General features: G+C 52.0%; 24 protein-coding genes and 2 pseudogenes. 10 read left to right on the plus strand and 16 right to left on the minus strand.

The window, feature by feature from the left end:
* Window positions 1-4 precede the first annotated feature (4 nt).
* Complete coding sequence (locus tag ACMGGQ_RS03550) at window positions 5-346, plus strand: RamA family antibiotic efflux transcriptional regulator (protein WP_010428317.1); 342 nt, start codon at window positions 5-7, stop codon at window positions 344-346.
* A gap of 54 nt (window positions 347-400) precedes the next feature.
* On the opposite strand, the gene ACMGGQ_RS03555 is transcribed toward ACMGGQ_RS03550, so the two are convergent.
* A complete protein-coding gene (locus ACMGGQ_RS03555; RefSeq protein ID WP_196352065.1) occupies window positions 401-649 on the minus strand; it encodes a DUF1158 domain-containing protein in 249 nt (82 codons plus the stop codon).
* Window positions 650-1,128: 479 nt separating this feature from the next.
* Here ACMGGQ_RS03555 and ACMGGQ_RS03560 point away from each other — a divergent pair, with 479 nt between their 5' ends.
* The 3 genes from ACMGGQ_RS03560 to ACMGGQ_RS03570 all read left to right on the plus strand — a co-directional run bounded on the left by ACMGGQ_RS03560 (window position 1,129) and on the right by ACMGGQ_RS03570 (window position 8,186).
* Window positions 1,129-3,837 carry a cation-transporting P-type ATPase gene (locus ACMGGQ_RS03560; protein WP_420289591.1) on the plus strand — a complete coding sequence of 903 codons (2,709 nt, stop codon included), beginning with the start codon at window positions 1,129-1,131 and terminating at the stop codon, window positions 3,835-3,837.
* Window positions 3,838-3,959: 122 nt separating this feature from the next.
* Window positions 3,960-5,021, plus strand: a complete 1,062-nt coding sequence (locus tag ACMGGQ_RS03565; protein WP_420289592.1) for an efflux RND transporter periplasmic adaptor subunit — start codon at window positions 3,960-3,962, stop codon at window positions 5,019-5,021.
* Between the two features lie 9 nt (window positions 5,022-5,030).
* Window positions 5,031-8,186: an efflux RND transporter permease subunit gene (locus ACMGGQ_RS03570; protein ID WP_420289593.1), complete on the plus strand. Its 3,156-nt coding sequence runs from the start codon at window positions 5,031-5,033 to the stop codon at window positions 8,184-8,186.
* On the opposite strand, the gene ACMGGQ_RS03575 is transcribed toward ACMGGQ_RS03570, so the two are convergent.
* The gene (locus ACMGGQ_RS03575) at window positions 8,116-9,237 is read right to left on the minus strand and encodes a YbdK family carboxylate-amine ligase (protein ID WP_048226000.1); all 1,122 of its coding nucleotides are present in this window, start codon (window positions 9,235-9,237) and stop codon (window positions 8,116-8,118) included. The two genes, ACMGGQ_RS03570 and ACMGGQ_RS03575, sit on opposite strands and share 71 nt — an antisense overlap.
* A 104-nt stretch (window positions 9,238-9,341) precedes the next feature.
* Between ACMGGQ_RS03575 and ACMGGQ_RS03580 the strand changes: the two genes are divergently transcribed.
* Window positions 9,342-10,232 (plus strand): oxidoreductase, encoded by an 891-nt coding sequence (locus ACMGGQ_RS03580; RefSeq protein WP_420289594.1) that lies wholly within the window; start codon window positions 9,342-9,344, stop codon window positions 10,230-10,232.
* Here ACMGGQ_RS03580 and ACMGGQ_RS03585 read toward each other — a convergent pair.
* Window positions 10,229-10,336: pseudogene (locus ACMGGQ_RS03585) on the minus strand (AraC family transcriptional regulator); the annotation flags it as partial. The gene ACMGGQ_RS03580 and the pseudogene ACMGGQ_RS03585 overlap by 4 nt on opposite strands.
* Window positions 10,337-10,455: 119 nt before the next feature.
* Here ACMGGQ_RS03585 and ACMGGQ_RS03590 point away from each other — a divergent pair.
* Window positions 10,456-10,770 (plus strand): DUF6678 family protein, encoded by a 315-nt coding sequence (locus ACMGGQ_RS03590; protein WP_420289595.1) that lies wholly within the window; start codon window positions 10,456-10,458, stop codon window positions 10,768-10,770.
* 116 nt (window positions 10,771-10,886) lie between these two features.
* On the opposite strand, the gene ACMGGQ_RS03595 is transcribed toward ACMGGQ_RS03590, so the two are convergent.
* From ACMGGQ_RS03595 to ACMGGQ_RS03630, 8 genes and pseudogenes are all read right to left on the minus strand, one after another.
* A complete protein-coding gene (locus ACMGGQ_RS03595) occupies window positions 10,887-11,186 on the minus strand; it encodes a hypothetical protein (protein ID WP_252073937.1) in 300 nt (99 codons plus the stop codon).
* A gap of 231 nt (window positions 11,187-11,417) precedes the next feature.
* Window positions 11,418-11,921, minus strand: coding sequence for a DUF2569 family protein (locus ACMGGQ_RS03600; protein ID WP_420289596.1), 504 nt, complete (start codon window positions 11,919-11,921; stop codon window positions 11,418-11,420).
* Window positions 11,922-12,202: 281 nt separating this feature from the next.
* On the minus strand, window positions 12,203-12,793 hold the full coding sequence (locus tag ACMGGQ_RS03605) for a hypothetical protein (RefSeq protein ID WP_420289597.1): 591 nt from the start codon (window positions 12,791-12,793) through the stop codon (window positions 12,203-12,205).
* Window positions 12,794-12,904: 111 nt separating this feature from the next.
* The gene (locus tag ACMGGQ_RS03610; RefSeq protein WP_325819281.1) at window positions 12,905-13,315 is read right to left on the minus strand and encodes an Imm63 family immunity protein; all 411 of its coding nucleotides are present in this window, start codon (window positions 13,313-13,315) and stop codon (window positions 12,905-12,907) included.
* Between the two features lie 69 nt (window positions 13,316-13,384).
* On the minus strand, window positions 13,385-13,804 hold the full coding sequence (locus ACMGGQ_RS03615; RefSeq protein ID WP_420289598.1) for a helix-turn-helix domain-containing protein: 420 nt from the start codon (window positions 13,802-13,804) through the stop codon (window positions 13,385-13,387).
* Window positions 13,801-14,112: pseudogene (locus ACMGGQ_RS03620) on the minus strand (type II toxin-antitoxin system HigB family toxin). The gene ACMGGQ_RS03615 and the pseudogene ACMGGQ_RS03620 overlap by 4 nt, the downstream one beginning before the upstream one ends.
* A 403-nt stretch (window positions 14,113-14,515) precedes the next feature.
* Window positions 14,516-15,109 (minus strand): hypothetical protein, encoded by a 594-nt coding sequence (locus ACMGGQ_RS03625; protein ID WP_255377475.1) that lies wholly within the window; start codon window positions 15,107-15,109, stop codon window positions 14,516-14,518.
* Between the two features lie 427 nt (window positions 15,110-15,536).
* Window positions 15,537-16,316, minus strand: coding sequence for a hypothetical protein (locus tag ACMGGQ_RS03630; RefSeq protein ID WP_420289599.1), 780 nt, complete (start codon window positions 16,314-16,316; stop codon window positions 15,537-15,539).
* A gap of 249 nt (window positions 16,317-16,565) precedes the next feature.
* On the opposite strand from ACMGGQ_RS03630, the gene ACMGGQ_RS03635 reads away from it, so the two are divergent.
* From ACMGGQ_RS03635 to ACMGGQ_RS03650, 4 genes are all read left to right on the plus strand, one after another.
* Window positions 16,566-17,168: a site-specific integrase gene (locus ACMGGQ_RS03635; protein ID WP_420289600.1), complete on the plus strand. Its 603-nt coding sequence runs from the start codon at window positions 16,566-16,568 to the stop codon at window positions 17,166-17,168.
* Window positions 17,169-17,352: 184 nt separating this feature from the next.
* On the plus strand, window positions 17,353-17,544 hold the full coding sequence (locus ACMGGQ_RS03640) for a hypothetical protein (RefSeq protein WP_420289601.1): 192 nt from the start codon (window positions 17,353-17,355) through the stop codon (window positions 17,542-17,544).
* A gap of 83 nt (window positions 17,545-17,627) precedes the next feature.
* On the plus strand, window positions 17,628-18,992 hold the full coding sequence (locus ACMGGQ_RS03645; protein ID WP_420289602.1) for a radical SAM protein: 1,365 nt from the start codon (window positions 17,628-17,630) through the stop codon (window positions 18,990-18,992).
* 14 nt (window positions 18,993-19,006) lie between these two features.
* On the plus strand, window positions 19,007-20,272 hold the full coding sequence (locus ACMGGQ_RS03650; RefSeq protein ID WP_420289603.1) for a S8 family peptidase: 1,266 nt from the start codon (window positions 19,007-19,009) through the stop codon (window positions 20,270-20,272).
* 167 nt (window positions 20,273-20,439) lie between these two features.
* Here the strand turns inward: ACMGGQ_RS03650 and ACMGGQ_RS03655 are convergent, their stop codons facing one another.
* The 5 genes from ACMGGQ_RS03655 to glnH all read right to left on the minus strand — a co-directional run bounded on the left by ACMGGQ_RS03655 (window position 20,440) and on the right by glnH (window position 24,366).
* On the minus strand, window positions 20,440-20,895 hold the full coding sequence (locus tag ACMGGQ_RS03655) for a hypothetical protein (protein WP_420289604.1): 456 nt from the start codon (window positions 20,893-20,895) through the stop codon (window positions 20,440-20,442).
* A gap of 232 nt (window positions 20,896-21,127) precedes the next feature.
* Window positions 21,128-22,159: a C45 family autoproteolytic acyltransferase/hydolase gene (locus ACMGGQ_RS03660; protein WP_420289605.1), complete on the minus strand. Its 1,032-nt coding sequence runs from the start codon at window positions 22,157-22,159 to the stop codon at window positions 21,128-21,130.
* A gap of 21 nt (window positions 22,160-22,180) precedes the next feature.
* Entirely contained in the window at window positions 22,181-22,903 is a 723-nt protein-coding gene (glnQ, locus tag ACMGGQ_RS03665) for a glutamine ABC transporter ATP-binding protein GlnQ (RefSeq protein ID WP_069719677.1), read from the minus strand.
* A 2-nt stretch (window positions 22,904-22,905) separates the two neighbouring features.
* Entirely contained in the window at window positions 22,906-23,562 is a 657-nt protein-coding gene (glnP, locus tag ACMGGQ_RS03670; protein ID WP_116341329.1) for a glutamine ABC transporter permease GlnP, read from the minus strand.
* A 51-nt stretch (window positions 23,563-23,613) separates the two neighbouring features.
* Entirely contained in the window at window positions 23,614-24,366 is a 753-nt protein-coding gene (gene glnH, locus ACMGGQ_RS03675; RefSeq protein ID WP_420289606.1) for a glutamine ABC transporter substrate-binding protein GlnH, read from the minus strand.
* Window positions 24,367-24,378 lie beyond the last annotated feature (12 nt).

Below are 24,378 nucleotides of genomic sequence, written 5' to 3' on the forward strand. Positions count from 1 at the left end.
CAGTATGACCATTTCCGCTCAAGTCATCGACACTATCGTCGAATGGATCGACGACAATCTGCACCAGCCATTACGAATAGAAGAGATTGCCCGCCATGCGGGTTACTCGAAATGGCACCTGCAGCGGCTGTTTATGCAGTACAAAGGGGAGAGTCTGGGACGTTACATTCGTGAACGTAAGCTGCTGCTGGCGGCGCGCGATCTGCGAGAATCCGACGCCCGGGTGTACGACATCTGCCTTCGTTACGGGTTTGACTCGCAGCAGACGTTTACCCGTATCTTCACCCGTACGTTCAACCAGCCGCCGGGTGCGTACCGTAAAGAGAACCATAGCCAGACACATTAACCTGTCGCGTGTAGGCCGGGTAAGGCGTAGCCGCCACCCGGCTTTTTTATGGGCTCAGGACGCGAGTGAAAACCAGCGTCGCCAGACGAAACGCAGCGCGAAGAATTCAATCGCCCCGAGCAGTAAAAACCACACGCAGAACAGAATGGTATAGAGCTGGTTAAGATCGACCATGTGAAAGGTCTGAACCAGCTTCTGCGCCAGCACCAGCCCAAGCGAAGGCGCCGGGAGCAGCAGGCACGAAAGCAGGGCCAGTAATAAAATGCCGCCTGCGGTGAGCAGCGATTCTAGCGGGTGTTTCATCGTAATGTTAATCGTCAGTTAAAAATGTCATTGTCCGGCATTCTGTAACGTAAAGCAATATCAGCCCCGCTGACCTTTTTGAATAAAACAAAGACATTATTACTGCGCACAAATAACAACATACGACCCGGCGTTTATATTAATATCGCGTTATGTAAATAAACGTCCGCATCAGGAAAATAATTTTACAAATGTATAGGTGCTATAACCAATTAACGTGGCAATAACAATGGCCGCGATAACGTATAACACCAGTCTGCGCCCGCGATAAATACCCCACATGGTTCCCCCTCGTTTAGTTTTGGTTTAGAAATATTTTGTAAAAATCAGATCATCGAAATAGTTTTAATCAGTTTTGAATAACCGAGAAGTCATTATATTGCGGTAGATCAATTTTACCCGCAAGACTTTAAAATGAATTTATTTAAGCCCGAAAGGAATTCAGGCTTCTGTTCACCGGAAATTGAAGGAAAAATACGATGACTGAAAAAAAAGTGATTCCGAACGTGCCGCCTTCCGGCGGGCTGGCATACCAGCAGACCGTAGAGCAGGTGCTTGCACACGCGCAGAGCCAGGCCAGCGGTCTGGACCGTGCAGAGGCGCAGGCGCGTCTGCAAACAACAGGGCCGAACGCGCTGCCGGAGAAAAAAGGCAAACCCGCCTGGCTGCGTTTCCTGGCCCATTTTAATGATGTGCTGATTTATGTCCTGCTGGCCGCCGCCGTATTAACGGCAGTAATGGGCCACTGGGTTGATACGCTGGTTATTTTGGGCGTGGCGGTAATCAATGCCTTAATTGGTCATATTCAGGAAAGCAACGCGGAAAAATCCCTGAAGAGTATTCGTAATATGCTCGCCAGCGAGGCGCGCGTTATTCGTAACGGCAACCATGAAACAATCCCCACAACTGAAATAGTCCCGGGCGATATTATTGTATTACGCGCGGGGGATCGTATTCCGGCGGATATGCGTTTAATTGAAGCGCATAATTTACGTGTGGAAGAGGCGATTCTGACCGGTGAATCCACCGTGGTGGATAAACACGTTAATCCGCTGAGCGGCGAATTACCGCTGGGCGATCGCACGAATATGGTCTTCTCCGGGACGACCGTCAGCGCGGGCGGCGGCATCGGTGTGGTCACCGCGACCGGTCAGGATACGGAACTCGGCCACATCAACCAGATGATGGCGGGTATCGAAAAGCACCGTACGCCGCTGCTGGTGCAGATGGACAAGCTGGGTAAAGCGATCTTCGCGATTATTCTGGCGATGATGGCCGCGCTGTTTGTCTTCAGCCTGGCGTTCCGCGAGATCCCGATGGGCGAGCTGCTGCTCTCCCTGATTAGCCTGGCGGTGGCCTCCGTACCGGAAGGTCTGCCGGCCATTATCTCCATCATCCTCTCCCTGGGCGTGCAGGCGATGGCGCGCAAGCGGGCGATTATCCGCAAGCTGCCGACGGTTGAAACGCTCGGCGCGATGACCGTGGTCTGCTCGGATAAAACCGGTACCCTGACCATGAACGAGATGACGGTCAAAGCCATCATCACCGCCGACGCCTGCTACCGCGTGGATGGCAACAGCTACGAGCCGGTAGGCAACATCTACCTGGAAGGCAGCGACGAGCCGGTGCAGATCCAGCTGGGCACCGTGCTGGAGCAGTACCTGCGCACCATCGACCTGTGTAACGACAGTCAGCTGATTCAGGACGAGCGCGGCCTGTGGGGCATTACCGGTGGGCCGACCGAGGGCGCGCTGAAGGTGCTGGCGGCGAAGGCCAGCCTTGAGCCGGTGATGACCACGCTGGTGAATAAGATCCCGTTCGACTCGCAGTACAAGTACATGAGCACCCACTACCAGATTGGCGGTGAGGAGCAGATTTTGATCACCGGCGCGCCGGACGTCATTTTCGCCCTCTGTGCGCAGCAGCAGACCCGCAACGGTGCGGAAGCCTTCAACCGCGCGTACTGGGAAACCGAAATGGAGCGCTATGCGCGTCAGGGGCTGCGCATGGTTGCCGCGGCGTTCAAGCCGGCGAACGGCGAGCAGGAGCTGACGCACGGCGACCTGAGCCACGGCCTGATCTTCCTCGGCATCGCCGGGATGATGGATCCGCCGCGCCCGGAAGCGATTGACGCGATTAACGCCTGCCAGCAGGCGGGGATCCGCGTGAAGATGATCACCGGCGATCACCCGCAGACGGCGATGAGCATCGGCCAGATGCTGGGGATCACCAACAGCGAGCAGGCGGTCACCGGCTACGAGCTGGAGAAGATGGACGACGCCGCACTGGCGGAAGCCGCGGTGAAGTATGACATCTTCGCCCGTACCAGCCCGGAGCATAAGCTGCGCCTGGTGAAAGCGCTGCAGGACAAAGGCGAAATCGTCGGCATGACCGGCGACGGCGTGAACGATGCCCCGGCGCTGCGTCAGGCGGACGTGGGCATTGCGATGGGCATTAAGGGCACGGAAGTGACCAAAGAGGCGGCGGATATGGTCCTGACGGACGATAACTTCGCCACCATCGCCAGCGCGGTAAAAGAGGGGCGTCGCGTTTACGACAACCTGAAGAAGACCATCCTGTTCATTATGCCGACTAACCTGGCGCAGGGTCTGCTGATTGTGATTGCGCTGCTGGCGGGGAACATCATTCCGCTGACGCCGGTGCTGATTCTGTGGATGAACATGGCGACCTCCGCCACGCTCTCCTTCGGCCTGGCCTTTGAGGCCGCCGAGCGCAACATCATGCGCCGTCCGCCGCGCCAGACCGGGCAGCACGTGATGGACGCCTACGCCGTCTGGCGCGTGGCCTTCGTCGGCACCATGATTGCCATCGCCGCCTTTGCGCTGGAAGCCTGGCTGGCCCCGCGCGGCCACAGCGCGGAGTTCATCCGCACCGTGCTGCTGCAGATGCTGGTCTGCGCCCAGTGGGTGTACATGATTAACTGCCGCAACACCGAAGGGTTCTCCCTGAACCGTGGCCTGCTGGCGAACAAAGGGATCTGGCTGGTGACGGGCGTTCTGTTCCTGCTCCAGGCGGCGATTATCTACCTGCCGTTTATGCAGATGCTGTTCGGCACCGAAGCCCTGCCGCTGCGCTACTGGTTTGTGACCCTGGCCGTTGCAGGCGTGATGTTCTTCGTCGTCGAAATCGAGAAGCGACTGACCCGCAGGTTCCGTAAGGCTGCATAACGAAAACCTTACCCCTCACCCTAACCCTCTCCCCACAGGGGAGAGGGGACCGCCCGGTTTTCTCCCTCGCCCCTTTGGGGAGAGGGCCGGGGTGAGGGGAGAAACAACGCTGAGGTACTCCCATGAAATTCCCGGTCCTGTTAGCACTTCTTGTCAGTACCCTGCAACCCGTATTCGCCGCCATTCCCGTTCGCGTCGCCACCGTGGAGCAAACCGCCCACGCCGCCGAGCGCCAGATCCCGGGCCGCATCGAAGCCATTCACACCGTTGAGCTACGGGCGCGCACGGAAGGCGCGATCGCCAAAATCCACTTCCGCGACGGGCAGTACGTGAAAAAAGGCGACGTGCTGTTTGAGCTGGACGACGCCGAGCCGCGCGCCGCCCTGCGCCTGGCGCAGGCCGAAGTGAAAAGCGCCGAAGCCACGCTGCGCCAGGCGCAGCAGCAGCTTTCCCGCTTTGAAAGTCTCGGCAGCAGCAACGCCATCAGCCGTCACGACGTGGACAACGCCCGCATGCAGCGCGACGTCGCCAGCGCCGCTCTCGAGCAGGCGAAGGCCCGGCTCGAAGCCCGCAACGTCACCCTGAGCTACACCCGTATCACCTCGCCGATTGATGGCCGCGTGGGACACAGCAGCTTCCACGTGGGTAGCCTGGTCAACCCTGCGAGCGGCGTTTTGGTGGAGGTGGTGCAGCTTGACCCGATCCGCATCGCCTTTGCGCTGGAAGAGGGGGTGTTTGCCGCCAAAGCCGGACAGCATGCGGATATCAATGCCATGAAGCGTGCCTGGCAGGCGCTGATCGACAGCAACGGCCAGCGCGTCAGCGGCGAGCTGACGTCAGTGGATAACCGCGTTGACCCGCGTACCGCCAGCGTGATGCTGCGCGCCGAGTTTGCCAATCCGCGCCATCAGCTGCTGCCCGGCGGCAATGTGAACGTGTTTTTGCGCCCGGCAAGCGAACAGCCGGTGCTGACCCTGCCCGCCGCCGCGGTCCAGCAGAACGGCGACGGCTACTTTGCCTGGGTCGTTAATGCCGACGGCAACGCCGAAATGCGCCTGCTGAACGTGGCTGGTCAGATTAGCCAGCAGTTCCAGATCACCTCTGGCGTGAAGCCCGGTGAGCGAGCGATTACTGACGGCGCGCAGCGCGTGCAGCCCGGCGCTGCTGTCCAGATACTGAATTAAGGAGCCATCATGCTGACGTTTTTCATCAAACGCCCGCGCTTCGCGATGGTGATTGCGCTGGTCATCACCCTGCTGGGGGCCATTGCGCTGAGGATTATCCCGGTGGAGCAGTACCCGCAGATTACGCCGCCGGTGGTGAACGTCTCTGCCAGCTGGCCGGGTGCCAGCTCCGCTGACGTGGCGGAGGCCATCGCCACGCCGCTGGAGACGCAGCTGAACGGCGTGGACCATATGCTCTACATGGAGTCCACCAGTTCGGACGAAGGCACTTACAGCCTGAACATTACCTTTGCGGCGGGCACCGATCCGGATCTCGCGGCCATCGACGTGCAAAACCGCGTGGCGCAGGCCGTGGCGCAGCTGCCGACCGAGGCGCAGCAAAACGGCGTGCAGGTGCGCAAGCGGGCCACCAACCTGATGATGGGGGTAAGTCTTTACTCACCGAATAACACCCACACGCCGTTGTTCGTCAGCAATTACGCCAGCACCCAGGTGCGCGAGGCGCTGTCGCGTCTGCCCGGCGTAGGGCAGGTGCAGATGTTCGGCGCGCGCGACTACAGCATGCGCATCTGGCTGCGCCCGGACCGCATGAACGCCCTGAACGTCACCACCGATGACGTGGCGCAGGCGCTGCGCGAGCAGAACGTACAGGGCGCGGCGGGTCAGGTGGGCACGCCGCCGGTGTTTAACGGCCAGCAGCAGACCCTGACCATCAACGGGCTGGGGCGCTTAAGCCAGGCCGAAGAGTTTGCCGACATCATCATCCGCGCCGGGGATATGGGCCAACTGGTGCGCCTGAAGGACATCGCCACCATCGAGCTCGGCTCGCGCAGCTACAGCTCCGGCGCGCAGCTGAACGGGCACGACTCCGCCTATTTGGGTATCTACCCGACGCCGTCCGCCAACGCCCTGCGCGTGGCCGATGCGGTACGCGCGGAGCTGGAACGCCTCTCAACGCGCTTCCCGGACGACCTGGTTTATGAGGTGAAATTCGACACCACCTCTTTTGTCGCCGCGACCATTAAAGAGATCGGCGTCTCGCTGGCGCTGACGATGCTGGCGGTGGTGGTGGTCGTTTCCCTGTTCCTGCAGAGCTGGCGCGCGACGCTGATTGTCGCCCTCGCCATTCCGGTGTCGCTGGTGGGCACCTTTGCGGTGCTCTACACGCTCGGCTACTCCGCCAACACGCTCAGCCTGTTTGCCATTATTCTGGCGCTGACCATGGTGGTGGATGACGCCATCGTGGTGGTGGAGAGCGTTGAAACGCTGATGGCGGAAGGGCAGAGCCGCACGGCGGCGACCGCGCTGGCGCTGCGCCAGATTGCCGGGCCGGTGATCGCGACGACGCTGGTGCTGCTGGCGGTATTTGTGCCGGTGGCGCTGCTGCCGGGCATTGTCGGCGAACTCTACCGCCAGTTCGCGGTGACGCTCTCCACCGCCGTGACGCTCTCAAGCCTGGTGGCGCTGACCCTGACGCCCGCGCTGTGCGCGATGCTGCTGCGTCCGCGCCCGGAGAAACCTGCGGCCATTTATCGCGCCTTCAACCGCGGGCTGGATGCCACGCGCGGTTTCTACACCCGCCTCGTGCATGTCTTAAACCTGCGTCCGTGGCTGGCGCTGCTGGCCACCGCTGGCGCGGCGGCAGTCGTGCTGTTCAGCTTTATGTCGATGCCAAAAGGCTTCCTGCCGCAGGAGGACCAGGGCTACTTCTTCGCCAGCGTTCAGCTGCCGGAAGCGGCTTCGCTGGAGCGCACCGAAGCGGTGATGACCACCGCGCGGGAGCTGATCGCCCAAAATCCGGCGGTGGAGGACGTCATTCAGGTCTCCGGATTTAACATCCTCAACGGCACCAGCGCCTCCAACGGCGGGTTTATCTCCATCATGCTGAAGGACTGGAGTGAGCGTCCGCCGCTGGAGGAGGTGATGGGCACCCTGCAGCGCCAGCTTCTGGCCCTGCCGGAAGCGACCATCATGACCTTCGCGCCGCCGACGCTGCCGGGGCTGGGCAACGCCTCCGGCTTTGATCTGCGCATCCAGGCCCAGGCGGGGCAGAGCCCGGCGGAGCTGGAGCGCGTCACCCGCGAGGTGCTGGCGAAAGCCAACCAGCATCCGCAGCTGAGCCGCGTGTTCACCACCTGGAGCAGCAATGTGCCGCAGCTGACGCTGACCGTTGACCGCGAGCGCGCCGCCCGTCTCGACGTGCCGGTGTCGCGCATCTTCAGCAGCCTGCAAACCGCCTTTGGCGGCACGCGCGCCGGGGATTTCAGCATCAACAACCGTGTCTACCACGTGGTGATGCAGAACGAGATGCAGTGGCGCGAGCGCGCAGAGCAGATCAGCGAGCTGTTCGTGCGCAGCAACAGCGGCGAGCGGGTGCGCCTGAGCAACCTCGTCACCATCACGCCGACCGTCGGCGCGCCGTTCCTGCAGCAGTACAACCAGTTCCCGTCCGTGTCGGTGAGCGGCTCGGCAGCGGCTGGGGTGAGCAGCAGCACCGCGATGGCGGCGATGGGCGAGATCCTCGCGGAAAGCCTGCCGGCTGGCTACGACTACGCCTGGAGCGGCATGTCGTACCTGGAGCAGCAGACCGGCAATCAGGCGATCTGGATCGTGCTGGCTGCGGTGGTGATGGCATGGCTGTTCCTCGTCGCCCAGTACGAGAGCTGGACGCTCCCCGCAAGCGTGATGCTCTCGGTGCTGTTTGCCATCGGCGGGGCGCTGGTCTGGCTGTGGATGGCCGGATACGCCAACGACGTGTACGTGCAGATTGGTCTGGTATTGCTGATCGCGTTAGCGGCCAAGAACGCGATTCTTATCGTCGAGTTCGCCCGCGCGCGGCGTATGGACGGAATGGCGATTGTCGATGCCGCGCGGGAAGGGGCCTCGCGCCGCTTCCGGGCGGTGATGATGACCGCCGTGTCGTTCATTATCGGCGTTCTGCCGATGATGCTGGCGACCGGCGCAGGCGCCCAGAGCCGCCGCATCATCGGCACCACGGTCTTCAGCGGCATGCTGGTGGCGACCGTGGTGGGGATTCTGTTCATCCCCGCGCTGTTCGTGCTGTTCCAGCGCCTGCGGGAGTGGGGCCACGGCCTTACGGACTCGTCGCCCACAGCTCGCAGTGCTTCTGGACCAGAGAAATCAGCGAGCCGCCGTCGGCGATAAAGTCCCGCATGCGCTGCGCCTCACTCTTGCCCTGCTTTAACAGCAGGGCAATTTCATTGATTGCGCTTGTCGCACCGAGCTTATCGGCCGACGGCGCCACCTGCTCCAGCAGCCAGGCGATGTCCTCCGCCACGGTTCGTTGCTCGCCGGTATGCACATCCGTCAGGATCCCTTCCAGTCCGTAGCGACACGCCTGAAAACGGTTAAAACGGTAGAGCAGAAAATCCCGTTCCTGATGCTTATACGGTCGCGTGGTCAGCAGCCAGTGTGACGTGGCCTGAATCAGCCCGGCGATGTTAATCGCGTGGCCGAGCGTCAGCGGCGTATCCATCACCCGCACCTCCACGGTGCCAAAATGCGGGCTGGGGCGAATATCCCAGTGCAGATCCTTGATGCTGTCGATCATGCTGGTGGCGCTCAGGCGGCGGAACAGCCCTTCAAACTCCTGCCAGCTGTTGACCCACGGCATCTGTCCGTTATCCGGGAACCCGGAGAAGATATTGAGCCGCGACGAGGAGAACTTTGTGTCGGTGCCCTGCATGTACGGCGAGGCGGCCGCCAGGGCAATAAAGTGCGGCACAAAGCGCGACAGGCCGTGCAGGAGGTAAATGGCATCATCCCCGGTCCGGCAGCCGACGTGAACGTGCTGGCCGAACACCGTCGCCTGCAAAATCAGATAGCCAAAGCGCTCCAGCGTGACGTTATAGCGCTCGTCGTCGCACACCTCCTGGCGCTGCCATTTCTGGAACGGATGCGTCCCGCCGCCGCAGATCTGAATGTGCTGCTCTGCCGCCGCGCGCAGGATACTCTGCTGCATCACTGAGAACTGCGCCGCCGCCTGATCGATGGTCTGACACACGCCGGTGGCGATTTCGAGCATGCTTTCGGTGATGTCGTGTTTGACTTCACCGCCTTTGATGTCGTCTTTGACGGCGGCGATAAGCGCGGAGGAGTCCTGGCTGAGATCGTACCCCGGCGGGTTAACCACCTGCAGTTCGAGCTCGATGCCAAGGGTGAACGGTTCAGAGGATTTAAAATCGGGTAAAGGCATGGCGCACTCCGTTGTCTGTGAATGTTGAGTATAGACAACGGGTGTGGCGCACTCGTCTCAGGGTGGTATAACTGATAGCAGGCTTAGCAAAAGGGGAGTGACTCATGTCTGACTATCCAACCATTGCGCTGATTGGTCCCGGTGCGATTGGCACCACCGTTGCCGCGGTACTGCATGACGCTGGCCGCACGCCGCTACTCTGCGGACGCACCGCGCAACCGGAATTACGCCTGCGTCACGATGAGGGTGAAACGGTGGTGCCCGGTCCGGTATTAACCGATCCGGCGGCCATCACGCGCCCCGTTGACCTCGTGTTTATCGCGGTGAAAACGACGCAAAATGCCGACAGCGCCGGGTGGCTGCGCGCGCTGTGCGATGAAAATACGTTGGTGTGTGCCCTGCAAAATGGCGTAGAGCAGAAGGCTCAGCTTGAGCCTTTGGTCAGTGGCGCGACTGTGCTGCCGTCGGTGGTCTGGTTCCCGGCGCAACGCGAGCCGGATGCCTCCGTCTGGCTGCGCGCCAAACCGCGCCTGACGCTGCCGGACGTGCCTCAGGCGCTGCGGGTGGTCGATGCGCTTCGCGGTACGCGCTGTGAAGTTGAACTCTCGGCTGATTTCCCCACCGTCGCCTGGCGCAAGCTGCTGCAAAACGCGGTCGCCGGGCTGATGGTGCTCGCCAACCGCCGCGCCGGGATGTTCAGGCGCGAGGATATCAGCGAACTTTCGCTGGCCTATCTGCGCGAAGGGCTGTCCGTCGCCCGCGCCGAAGGGGCGAAGCTGAACGATGACGTGGCGCAGGAGATTCTGGCGAACTTCCAGCGCGCGCCAGTGGATTTGGGTACGTCGATTCTCGCTGACCGTCAGGCGGATCGCCCGATGGAGTGGGATATCCGCAACGGCGTCATCCAGCGCTACGGCCGCAAACACGGCATTGCGGTGCCCATCAGCGACGTGGTGGTACCGCTGCTGGCGGCGGGGAGCGAGGGGCCGGGTTAACGGCCGCTGTTTTTCCGTTCGGCAAAGTAATGGGCGGGCGTGCTGCCCATCACTTTTCTGAACATGGTGATAAACGCGTTCACGGATTCGTACCTGAGAGTGGCGGTGGGGCGATAGAGAGGGGGGAAGATAAGTGAATATGAATTTCAGCTTTGTGCCATAATTTTACGTGGTTATCCTGGTAGCGTGTTGATCTGTCGGGAGCAGAACCCGGGAGGTTCAAATGCTTTATAGCTGCATGAATAATACAAAATGGAATGAGGTCCGCATTGCAATGGTTAGCATGGAATCTCCCCCCTTATGGAAAATCACTTTTCTCAATGGCTATGAATCTGCAGTTGATGGCGAGTGGTTTTACCATTTCTGTGAAGGTGGCTATTTAGATATCAAGTATCTTGATATTATGACAAACTCAGTTGAACAACATACCATGGTAGGTACTATTCTTCGCGCTATTCATCTCCCTGGAATCGAGGTGTCAACCGGTTATAGAATTTGGGGATACGCAGATTCGGTCAGCTATGTAGATTATATTTAACTAGATAAAATCGTTTAATGGCTAACAGGAATACGTTAGTCTTTGCGTAGAATTGGCCTCTACTCCTCACTGTCTAAGCGTTACACTGAAAGTTTATTAATTCAAAGTCAATATAATCAGACATCTTCCCATAGCGGCATCAATTCTCCTGGTAATTGTTCCTTATCAAACCCCTCAAACCAATACACAGAGCCTTGCGGTCCAATAATCGGCACTTCTCCCCACCCCGGATAAAACAATGCGCGACTCCAGTCAGGCTTGAGACGACCACGCCGTTTAAGGCGCTGACCATTACACGCAGTTGCTCGTATTGAAGGAAAATTAATAAAGAAACTTAACGGCATTTTCTCTTTGCGCGCACGTTGTAATTGCCTTGATATCCAGTCCTGGTTACGTTTGCGAAGTTTTTGTTTCATTGGCTACTGTTCTGATTGTACTCACTTATCAATCAAAGCTCTCACTGTAATCCGACGCCATGCTTTATACAAGAGTGTCCGTTCTTAACTCAGTGCGGACCTTACCCACTTTTCTGCCCTTTCCGTATAATGAGCGGACGGTGATAGCGTCCGCTCAGTGTTGATGACTGTATGTGCATTAGTATAGCCATGCATCATCTGTCATCAAAATGATGAAACCACTCGTGCTTTTTAACGGATAAACGTTCTTTTTACACGAACAGAGGTTATGAAATAGGGAATCCAAATTAAAGCCGTAATTACGTTTCTAAAAATAGGCACAAGTTCATTATAGCCAATCTCAGCGCCAGGAATTAATATGTAAAGCAGGTAAGTATTAAATGACATTGTCGTCACGATTGATATTAAAAACAAAATGTAAAGCTTTGGTAGCAATTTCTTCTTTCTTAGGAAAAATGAAAAAACAGTGACTGTAAAAAGAAATTCGCCAATATAAATAACCAGGGAAACTATGAAGAAAATTTTTGCATTTGCATTCAGGTGCGAATAATTTTCTATCATAAATTTAAATGCATCTGTCATTGCAAAAAGATAGGAAGCAGCAGTAACCACTAATCCTATAAGAGGTAAAAAAAGAAAACCTCCAATTTTCCTGAAGTTTTTATCTTCACAACTGTCGCAAAACTCTCTGTCCTGAGGTATTTCGACCCCACACTTTATGCATCCCCATTCCATATATGGACCTTTGAAGTATTTTATAATTTACAATAGATTAAACGAAGTCTATTACAAACGCAACTGACTGATAAATAAGTATGCTGTGCAGGTAACTTTTTCGAGTAAATTTGTGTTAAGGGGAGATTCCCGCAGCACAGATATTCATTCTAAGTCCCTACCCGGGACCGCGCTTTGCTAATAACGGTTCCTCAAACATTTCTTCCCGACAGTTCCCGACCGGAAACGAATATTTAAAGTAAAGTGCTAACGCTGAACACCATAAGGTTCTCTGTTGCACTTCAGTCCAGCTTCTCAATATTCATCCTAACCGCTTTCAGCGTTCTCCTGCGGATCCAGCCGCTGCCCGCCCGTATTACCAGCCAGTAAGCAGCCATCCTGAGCCGGGTGCTTCTGTCCGGGCAAAAGACGAACGTTTCCGTACTGAGTTCATGCTGGTCTGGTGCCAGTTCCTTTACCTGGTAGCGCAGCAACAGTGTCGCGCTGCCCGGCACGGCAGGCGTCTGAAACGCGCTGGCATCCGGCACGTTTTCCAGACCGAAATCTTCACGCCAGAATTGCCCTCTTAAGCCATAGCAAAGCTCCGATGCTGAATCTTTCAAAAGGGTAAAACTGTGCAGACCAAAGTTGCTGATTGAGTCAGCCTGCTGATCGCGCAGAAGTTTTTGCGGTAATTGCCGCAAAGCCATCAACCGACGAATCACAGCATCTTGCCGGACGTCAAAGTTGGCAATCAACGGCAGAATATGTTCAGGGTGCGCAGTATGAATGACCGTTCGGTGTTTTTCATGAAACTGGAACTGAGGTAAAAAAGCGGGGACATCCTGCCACTGAGCAAGCGCTTTGCGGGTTACGAATCCAGGATTCAGCATTTCTCTTCCTTGTCATCCCTTGAGTGCAGCCAGAGTATCAGATGGCGTGCTGCAGGCAATCACCAGGAAAAGAGAGGGGGATAGGGCAGTAAATGTAACGAGCCGGTTGGGTTAACGATGTTCGCTTCTTTGCGAATGGAGAAGCTGAGTGATTTCTTTGCGCTTTCTTGTTGCCCATTCGGGCTTGACTGAGAGCATTAAACTGTATTCCTTTCTGAAATAAACCTCTCTGAATTCCCGTTCAGATGAATGTTTTGCTGCATAGGCTGAGGCCAGCCCCGCCACGGCACTCTCCACAAACCAATAAAGAATTTCATCGTCACTGAGCGTTACTTTTCGCTGTATTTCAAGACCCCTTTCACTGATGATAAAATGATATTCTTTACCATGAATTTCCAGATAGGGAGTTGCAACCCCATCAGGTTGGTCAGGAATAAAAAAATAATGATTTGGTCTTGTGCCTCCCCCAAGTTGCTCACCTATTTTTAGAAGCTCGTTTCGTAGTTCTTCAATCGTTTTCATCAGCATTCCTTTGTTCTTTTATGTGAACCACTCATTATCGCAGAATGGGTGCACAGAGTCTGCTCGCGATCACTTCCCCACAAACGCACTCACAGGCAAACCGAAACGCTTCGCCAGCGCCCGCATATGATCCAGGGTCAATGTGCGCTGTCCATTAAGGATCCGACTCACCAGAGACTTCTTACCAATCTCATTCTCGAAATCGCTCTGAGTGAGTTGGTGCTGATCCATCAACGTTCGTAATAACGCAACGCCTGACGGAATGCGGGCAACACGCGCGTTAAATTCTGCAAACTCCGGAGACTCGTTTTCGTATTTATCGATTTTCGCGGTAAGCATCTCTACCAGCGGGCTATCGGGGTCGTGCTCAATAAGGTGTTCCACCATCGCCAGAGCATCCTCGTAATCTTGTCGCGACGGGCTTGAGCCCAGGAAGGGAAGCTCGTTAGTCAGCTCGTTTGCCGCTTTGATGGCTGCTGCATAATTCATTCTTTCGTTCTCCGGTAGAGGTCCGTGAGCTTGTCATACTCTGCGTGCGTGCTGATGTGTTTAATGAAGATCTTTCCCCGCTCAAAATCAGCAAAAAATATTATTCTTAAATGTCCGCCACCTACATCAATGACCCACCATTTTTCCCGGTATTTCATCCGGTCCAGGCTGGGAAAGCGCTTTCGCATGTCGCCTGGTTAGGGGTAGTGTTCCTTTTTTAGTACCTGGTAAAGGTCGTCCGGGGCGAGTGATTGAGTGGGAAAATGTCTGGCCGCCGTATCGAAAGGCGTTCTTGAGACTACGTGCATCCTTGCCCTTTGTTTCCAGATTGGAAACATTATAGGTAGTGGTTGGTGAGTTGACAATGTGGAAACAACGATGGGAGTGCAGTTTCTACATGCCCGTGATTACGGCGCTCATTTAATGAGTGCGAATACTTTAAGAGGTGGTGGTGAGAGATTAAAGTGGATGGTATGGCTCGGTTTTGGGTATTTGTTTGATTTGCGTAGCGTATTCAGAAATTGTTTGATGAAAAGGAGTCTGATGGAGGTTAGTTTTACTAACAATATCTTATGGAAGTGTGCGAAAGATGAGTCCGCTTTGTGCCAAGAGCGGAAGTTGCTTGCATCATGGTATGTTAGTTTACGGGAGCCGGTTAGCACTGTAAGCACGGATAATACTTATTCCTCTTTATGGCTTCTTTTCATGTAATTACCACCGTGGAAGAATATGCCTGCCAAATCGTGCATTAGGAAAAGAGTAATGAGGTGCAAAAGCACTATACCAAATAATCTGCTTCCTGCACTCTTCAATAAACTTAGAATCATTCCACAGTAATTTCATCTCTCTTTTGGTGAGCCTGGAAGAAACATCTTCAGCATTCATGCTGTTATATACCACTCCGGTATAGGGATTTAACTTTGGCCACGGGGTGGTTTTACGTTGGTAATGGGCGTGAGGAACTGAAGGGAAGCAGTCTTTGTCACCAACTGTAAAGAGCCATTTGTTAAAGGCTAGGAAATGCATCGAATCATCTTCATCCTCGATTTTTTGACCTCCTCTTGTACCAGTATGACTTAACTGTGGATCTTCCATTCTGTTACTTCCATCCCAGTCATCCCCATGATCCATTCTCTCTTCTTCAGAAGATGCATAATCTTCCCCGGGAGCGTTGCGTGGGTCAGCAACACTGTTGCTGTTGTCTTTAAGCCATCTGTATATTTCAAGACGTTCCTGATATTCGATCAATCCGATAATGCCTAATTGATAACTCAGATCTGAAAGGGTCATGACTGCTGGGGACATTTTAAATCCTTTTTAAGAAAAATTGACTGGAATGTTCTTCTGTGAATTTATATTACGAGGAAGGCTACGACAACGCAAACTTGATGGGGGAGTTCAAGTGAAATGTACTTGCCCCCGTTGGTTAACTCACGCGATTTAAGTAATTCTGCAACAGTGGTGAGAACAACTGCTGACGTCTGCTCTTCGCTCAACGCGGACATCATTAACCTCGTGACCTGCTCCCTGTCGGTTAACACACGGGAAGGTGAGTAGAGCATTATCAATGGCGATGATAGTTGTGAACGTCTGCTCCTCGCTCATAGCGGATCTTCAGCTCAGTCAGATCGTTCGCTTCGTGCCAGAAGCGGATATTACCTAATACATTGGTAACCTTCTCAGATTAACACGTTCTACAAAGTTAGCGTCGCATCTGATGAGTTATAATGTTTTAAAATATCCAACTGATAAATCCACCCGAATACTTCTCACTAATTTGGATTGCAAAAAGATCATGAAGACTTAGAAATAAATCATTATCTTCTTTAAAAATTAACTCCTCATACTCTGTCATTATCAAACTATGCTGCGTTGTTAGTTTAGATATGTTATCCATTTCACTGGCAAGCATGGATTTGTTTGCATTGGTGGATAGATCCATAGCAATAAATTTCCGCATCAATGGCATTAGTTGATTAGGGTCTATGTTTTTTGTATTTTCCTTGGCTTTTTTTTGTCTTTCTGAATAGATAGTGTTAATCGCATTTGTATAATTTTTCGCTAAGCTCCTAAACTCTGGATATGAACCAGTAACTAATGCAAGTTCTTCGTACTTGAGGAATAAATCGGCCTTGCATTTTTTTACTGTCATTTCAAGCTCTTCAACTCCTTTTTTTAACTCTGCATTTGCTTTAATAATAGACATTGGGAGAGCTTCATAATGTTGGCCTAATTTTGAATCAGGAGTCATTGTCATATGTACTATTTCATTAGACATGAGCTGATAAGAACCAGATAACTCTCCATACTTTAGGAATAGTTCATTATGTGAAGATGAACAAGAACTTTGTAATTCCATCATTGGCCTGAAGTAATCCTTTATAAGCTCCTCCTGAAGACCTTGATCTTTTTTGTAACTCTCTAGAATCCCAGCAAAAAGAAACGACCCTAAAGATATAGAGATTATGGCAATTAGTAATTGACTAAGAAATGATTGTGCTCCATTACTCATGAATTATCCTTAAAACATAATACTGAAAAAAGTGGCGCCTGATAAGGGAAAACGACGGATCGGAAACAAACTTAACTGATGGGTTAGCCATAGTCCAGAACCTTATTTAAACACTTAGTATGACTGTATGCATCTTAGAAATTCGTGCCAGTAACATTTGAAGCCTCATAATTCATTTAAATCGAGGTCAGTTACTCGCTCATAAGGGACAACCATACTCAAATCTCCCACATTGCAGGAGATTTGAGTATGAACACGTCACCGTGGAACAAAGACCGTATCATAGGCCAAAAAAGACCACTTCAGATATCTCATATCTGGGGTATCCGAATCCGACTTGAACTGGAAGGTAAAACTCGCGATTTAGCTCTGTTCAACATGGCCCTGGACAGTAAGCTTCGAGGCTGTGATCTAGTCAAACTCAAAGTATCTGATGTTGCATATGGTAGCTCTGTTTCAAGCAGAGCAACGGTGTTGCAACAGAAAACCGGTAGCCCTGTGCAATTTGAGATAACCAAAGGGACAAGAGAAGCTGTTGCTGCATTGATACAGCTTAGCAATTTGCACAGTAAAGACTTCTTGTTTCGGTCTAGGATCGGAACTAACCAGCACATTTCAACCCGGCAATACAACCGAATCTTTCATGGGTGGGTAGAAAAGCTTGGTCTCGAAGATTCGCTCTACAGCACACATTCCATGAGAAGAACAAAACCTTACCTGATCTACAAGAAAACCAAGAATCTCCGGGTGATCCAACTTCTGTTGGGTCATAAGAAACTGGAAAGCACAGTCCGTTATCTGGGCATTGAAGTCGATGATGCGTTAGAGATTTCTGAATCGATTGAAGTCTAAGGTTGTCAGGGCTGCAACAGCAGCCCTGTGCCACAAGCAGGCGTTGCGACACCAATGTGTAAATCAATCGAGGGTAGGTTAGCTTTTATCTACGACTATTGAGTGACTTTACAACTGAATCGAATGTTCTATCATTAAGAGGCTTGCCCTAGATTATTCCCGCAATAATATTATTGGAGCATATATGGGTGATGAAAATGTGAATGTGATTGGAGAGGCTAAGGTTATACAGTTAGGCTCTCAAAAGATGCTAGTTGTTGAAATAGAAAACGATGCACCCGAGGGTGAATATAAAATTCAAATTATCAAAGGAAACCCTACTGGACCTACAGGGGCCGGCCTCGGTTGTGTCATCCGTTTTGGTGTAGAAGCATAGACAAACTGTGCGCAGAGTGATTTTTTCTCTGCGCATTTTAGCCTTATCACATACTATCATAACTGTCCTTGTGAGTATGTTATATGAGATATCAACGTTCGCATTACAACTATTTTGTGCACAGAGATGATGGAGTTGTTATATATAACGCCAGACTTGGTTCCTTCACGCTTGTCAATGCCGATATAGCAAAAAACATTGAATCAGACGAACCGCTTTTACCATATTTACCATATGAAACTTTGCTTGCATCAGGAATACTTCATTTAGGCAATGAATACCATAAAGTCGTCAGGAATTACTTGAGCAAAGAACATAATTATGATGTGCTTTCCATAGCCATTGCACCAACATTATCCTGTAACACCGAGTGTGACTATTGTTACCAGTCAAAATATAAAAATGAAAGAAAGATGAGTGAAGAAACTCAGCGGTTATTGCTAAATTATATAAAATCAAAACTTTCGGAGGGTTGGAAATCTTTAAGTTGTACTTGGTACGGGGGGGAGCCATTGCTTGAAATGAATATCATTACATTCTTAACAAAAGAAATAAAAGAATTAGCAAAAAAATACGACTGCGAAATCCTCCCGATGAATCTGGTAACCAATGGAATACTCTTGGATACACATACAGCAGAAATTCTTATACAAGAAGGTATACGCAACGTACAAGTTTCATTTGATTCCCTTTATCATGATATAAACAAACGAGGTGTACTGAATCGTGATGGCACAATGTCAGTCATTTTGGTGAATATCATAAATATGTTAGCCTCAAATAAAGTGAAATTATCCGTCAGGGTAAATGTATCCGTCTCAAATAAAAATCAGATCGGGGACATTGTGCATATTCTGAAATCTAAAGGTCTTGGGGATTTTATTACGCTCGAACGTATTACTGATTTAGAGTATGAAGCCGGTGCTAATATTGATTCAGAAGGGCTCCGAACTAACATGCGCAATAATATTTCGAAATTTGGTAAAATTATACCCACGAAAAACGAAAGCTACCCAACCTTGTCCAGAAAACAATTCTCTACCCTAAAGTCTGATAATACAACCATATCCCCTACCATATTGAATAAAATTATGCGTGATCTCACGCCTAAATCTAAGTTTTGTGGTGCTACCTTGGGTAATTTATTTGTAATTGATTCCGATGGCTATGTTAGCCGGTGTTGGCACAGTGCCGGTGCTAAATCTGAAGCAATAGGTCATGTTAAATATCAACAGATGGAATATCAGAAAGAAAACCAAAATAAATGGAATACCATTACACCATTTCTGTATACGCATTGTTCTTCTTGCAAAGTTTTACCATTGTGCAATGGTGGATGCTCGCACCCTAGAGTAACAATGGAGTCTACTTTCCCTCCATGTGAATCAATCAAATTCCAGATTAACAATTACGTGGACATTATTGGCAGCAAGTTGGTTTTTGAATAACAAACGGTGATATCATGAAAAAACTAATCATTCGCCCACTCGACAGTTATCTCGTAAAATTATCGGAAGATACTATCCCTAGCATGGAGGCTAGAAAACTCATTTCAGATCAGATGATGTTAGCCAGTCACGAGGAAGTCCTTGATCTTATACCTCTTTCAGAAAATGTATTTCAAAACTTTGAAATTGAATTCCCGTTGGATCCAAGTAATGGTGCTTCGTTAGCTGAACAGGAAGATAACTGGGGAATCGGTGAGAAAGGTTTAGATGTGGAACAATTCTGGGGGCAAGACATAACCGGCAAAGGAATATTATTAGGCATTGCGGATTCAGGTTTGGACATAACCCTTCCTACATTTATGAAGATACGAGATCAAGAGAAAAAGTTTGCCTTTGCTGAATTTGACAAAAATGGTTTAAAAATAGTCCAAACCGACCCTAAAGGGCAAGTAATTCCAGACAGTCTCGCAAAACCTACTGCTAGTCACTGGCATGGTACATTTTGTGCGTCTATTATCGCTGGACACAACGACGGTAAAAAGAGAGGCGTGGCACCCGATGCCAGTTTAGTTATAGCTAAAGTGTTACAACAAGGGAACATTGGCACCACAGCTAGTATTTTTTCAGGATTAACCTGGCTGGCAGAACAACAATGTGATGTGATTTCTCTTTCTTTAGGATGGCCTGGGAAGCATGATGTCTGGCGTGAACCAATCGAAAGGATGCTGAAAAATGGAGCTGTAGTGGTTGCTGCTATCGGTAATGAAAATGGTATTCCCGGCATTGAAAACACACGATCACCAGCGAATTACTTCATAGCCAAGGACGATTATCCAGGAATGTTAATATCTGTAGGTGCTCATGATGCAGAAAAAATAGTTGCAGACTTCAGTGGTGGAGGCCTTGTTGACTGGAGTAAAGTCACCAATATGCAACCTGACGGTCAAGCGCAACCCACTGTATTTAGTAACAGACCTCCTTTTATGACGCCCGATTTGTTGGCCCCAGGAGTGGACATCGTTCAGCCAATCACAATTGATCGCTATGAAAGCGCATCCGGAAGCTCCATGGCCACACCACATATAGCGGGACTGATTGGATTGATTCTCTCAGCAATCAGAAGTGTTGAACCAGCGGCAGTACCCAAAAAGGCTGCTGAACTTGTTCTTGATTGTCTTGAAGTAACGCAGGGGCAGGGACAAGATAGAGCAGGCAGAGGTACTGTGAACGTAGCATATTTATTTGAACAGGTTTCAAATATACTTTCCAAAAAACAATAGTACAGCCTTGACCTGCTCCCCGTAGATCAAGATACTGCAATGTAAGTAATGTCTTGCGAGCTTCTGCTTTTCGCTCCTAACGGACATTCAACAAACAACGCTATTCTTTTAGTAAGGCCAAAGCCCTGCTTTTTATCCTGCAGAACTCCGGCCTTCCATCATCCACCTCAGTGCGCTGCGATATAAGGCTCCTTCACAAACTCCGCCAGCAGCCAGACCATGTCATGCAGCAGCCCGGTCAGTTCTTTCGCCACGTTTACAGGGAGCGTCCCGCCCATCACCGCCAGCGTTAACGCTACGGCATAATCCACCTGCAACGTCGTCTCTTGCCAGCAGTCCGGCACGCAGGAAGCAATCTTTTCCCCCGCAATAAGCTGTTCAACCAGATACGGCGGAAGTTCCGAGTCACAGCACTCGCGCAGCCGTTTGAGCGCAGCCAGCAAATGCTTACAAAGCGCGGCAAACGTCACCGCATCGTCAGTTTCCACCAGTACGCTTACGTAAGCGGCGCAGGCATCGGCCAGTTCGAAGAGATCCGCACAATCGGAAATGGGGTGGGTGATGAGCTGATGAACAGCGCTTTCCTCAGAAAGCGCGTAGGAAAATTCAGGGGTAGTCGCCATTTAGCATCCTCTTTGTCCAAAAAATGTCATGTTATGCTAACGGGTTCCTACGCCCGGTTACGGATGTGCCGCAACGCAGGCACTTTACGGCGGTGAAAAAAGGAAGGAAAGGGGATGCCCCTGAATTACATAAGGTTGCTTGCAGGTTTGCGAGGCGGCTTCCAGAAGGGCATTGCCGGGTGGCGGCTACGCCTGACCCGGCCTACAAAAATCACAGCCCTGTAGGCCCGCGCTAGCGCAGCGCCGCCGGGCAGTCCTGCTGTAAAACGGGTTTTTGCCGATCGTGTGTGAATATCTGCCATTTTATCTGCGACGTACTCAGGGTAAAAATGGCCGTGGCCAGCGTGTTCTCTTCATCCGGGTCGTGTGGCGAGAGACGATAAATCGGGAGCGCAGGAACATGCTGGTCTGAAAGAATTCCCAGTGCTGCTGCAGCATCAAGGTGAGATTGCGTCTCCACCCAGGCGTTTAGCCGCTGCTGGCGTGACCGGGAGCTGTCAGTGATCACCTGCTCAACCGCATCAAGCTGAGGGTGGATAAGGTGATTAGCATGGGCGAAAACGTCCCGCAGCGGCGTGACGGAACAGCCTGTTCCCGTCGCCTCCACGCTAAACAGCCGGCTGTCTCCCATTTGTCCCAGCGTATGATGAAAGGCTCCGGCGCGTGGCGATGAAGTCAGTATAGTGATAGCTTCATCCAGGCTGGCGGCATTCAGCGCAGCGCGGGCAAGTATCTGGCGCGGCATGCCGTCCGGACGGTGCAAAGCGCGTATGTTATTCACCGTGTTCACCACACCCTTTTCGTTTACGGCGAAGGTGTGTCCGCAAATCGATCCCGGGTAAGCGAAACTGGTGAACGCCAGGCCGTCATCCGGGGTGATGCTGACGATGGCGCAGTCATTGCGAAGCTGCGGGAAACCGTCTTCATTATGCGCGATAATCAGCTCTCCCTCAGCGGTGCTTCCCGCTACCGTGGTGCAGCCATCAGAGGTTGAGCGCACCAGATCGCCGCGGCAGTTCCAGGCAAACACCTCATCAAACGGTGCATCCAGACCCGCGGCCAATCCCTCCAGCTCCTGCCAGATCAGGGGATACTGAGACTGGACCCGCGAACGCATGCTCCGGGTCTGTTCTGCGTCTTTCATGGCGGTAACGGTTTGCCACAACGCCGTTTGCGTCAGTTTTGCATGCCAGGCCTCGCGTCCGAACGCGCCAAGCGCCTGACCTACTGCAAAAGCGGAACCACGAATGTCGATTTTTTTCATAGTGTTATCATTCACTTCTGTTCAGGATACGTGTTGCAAAAATTCTTTCAGGCGGGGATTGCGACTGTTATTCAGCAGCATATCAGGTGGACCATCTTCGGCAATGGTACCGCCATCAATAAAGATGAGCCGGGATGCCACATCGCGGGCGAAGCCGATTTCATGGGTCACAATCACCATGGTCATGCCTTCTTCGGCCAGCGAGCGCATGACTTTCAGCACCTCATGCCGTAATTCGGGGTCCAGCGCTGAGGTCGGCTCATCGAACAGCATCATTTTCGGTTTCACCGCCAGGGCTCTGGCAATGGCCACGCGTTGCTGCTGACCGCCCGAGAGCTCAGAGGGGTAGTGACTGGCGCGTTCGCGTAAGCCAACGCGGTCCAGCAGCGCCAGCGCCTGTTCCCGCGCGGCGGCTTTGCTCTGTTTACGTACGCGAACCGGACCAAACATCACATTCTCCAGCGCCGTCAGATGGGGGAACAGATGAAACTGCTGAAACACCATCCCGGCTTCACGGCGGATATCACATTCGTTAGCGTGAGGATCGGTAATATGCATTCCCGCTACCAGCAGCGTGCCGGAGGAAATTTCCTCCAGCTTGTTAATGCAGCGCAGCAGCGTCGATTTGCCCGAACCGGAAGGGCCGATGATCACCACGACTTCGCCAGCATCAATTTTTAAATTGATGTCGTGCAGTACCTGAGTGGCGCCGAAATTTTTCGACACTGCGCTAAATTCAACCATGCTCATAAAATATGGATCCTCTTCTCCAGTTGCTTCAGCAGGAAACTCAGGCACAGCGTCACCAGCAGGTAGATCATTGCCACTGCAGTCCAGACTTCCAGCGCGCGGAAATTACCGGCAATAATTTCTTGCCCCTGACGAGTCAATTCCGCCACACCAATCACAATAAACAGCGAGGTGTCTTTAATACTGATAATCCACTGATTACCCAACGCAGGGATCATACGGCGCAATGCCAGCGGCATAATGACATGCCATAGCGTGCTGCGTTGTGATAATCCCATTGCCAGGCTGGCCTCTCTGAATCCTTTATTGATAGAGAGAATCGCTCCTCGGGTGATCTCTGCAATATAAGCACCCGAGTTAATCACAATAGTCGTAATGGCTGCCGTCACCGGATCAATATGAATCGGTAACACCATGGGGAGTGCGAAGTAAATAAACATCACTTGCACCATAATCGGCGTGCCGCGGATTAACTCGACAAAGACTAACGAGACGGTTTTTGATATTTTCCCTCCGAGCGCCCGGCAGGTTCCCGCCAGCAGGCCAATAACAAAACCACCCAATAAACCTGATAGCGAAATAACCAGCGTCAGCTGTAGTCCTTGCAACAACAGCGGCAGGGACTCCCAAATATATTTACTGTCGAAATTCATCATGTTACCCGTTAAGATGCAACGAGGTCGGATCGCTCCGACCTGGCGGGATTATTTTGGCTGTTTAGCAAACCACTTCACGTAAATCTTGCTGTACGTTCCGTCTGCACGTAACGCCTGCAGCGCTGCGTTGATCTTCGGCGTCAGATTGCTGTTTTTCTGCATCGCAAAGCCGTAGTGCTGCGGCAGAATGCTGTCAGTTTCGCCGGTTGATTTCACTTTTCCATCACCTGCCGTTTTTACGTAATAGAGCACGTTGGGGGAATCATGTACCACGGCATCAAGGTTGCCTGCCTGCAAATCAAGATAGGCGTTGTCGATATTCGGGAATTCAACATAGTTCGCCTTATATTTGCTTTTCATAAAGCTGGCCGCCGCCGTTCCCTGCTTTAATCCCACTTTTTTTCCTGCTAAATCGCTGAATTTAGTAATGGTATTATCGCTGCTTTTCACCGCCATTAATAAATCAGCATCATAATAACCGTCGCTGAAATCGACGACCTGTTTACGCGCGTCGGTAATCGTAATGCCCGCCATGGCGACATCCAGATTACGTGATTGCAAACCCGGAATCAGTCCCCCGAAGTCCATCGGGCGTAATTCGTAGCTGACATCCATTTTTTTGGCGATGGCATCCCACAAATCAATATCAAAGCCGACGTATTTATCGCCTTGTTTAAATTCAAAGGGGACAAAGGCGGTATCAACGCCAACCGTTAATTTATCCTGCGCTTGTGCCACAAAACTGGCGGAGCAAGCGACCAGCGCTAACGTAACTTTTAATTTAGTTAATAATCCAGACATGATAACCCTCGG

The sequence above is a fragment of the Enterobacter sp. BNK-13 genome (genome assembly GCF_048685015.1).
Taxonomy (GTDB): domain Bacteria; phylum Pseudomonadota; class Gammaproteobacteria; order Enterobacterales; family Enterobacteriaceae; genus Enterobacter; species Enterobacter quasiroggenkampii.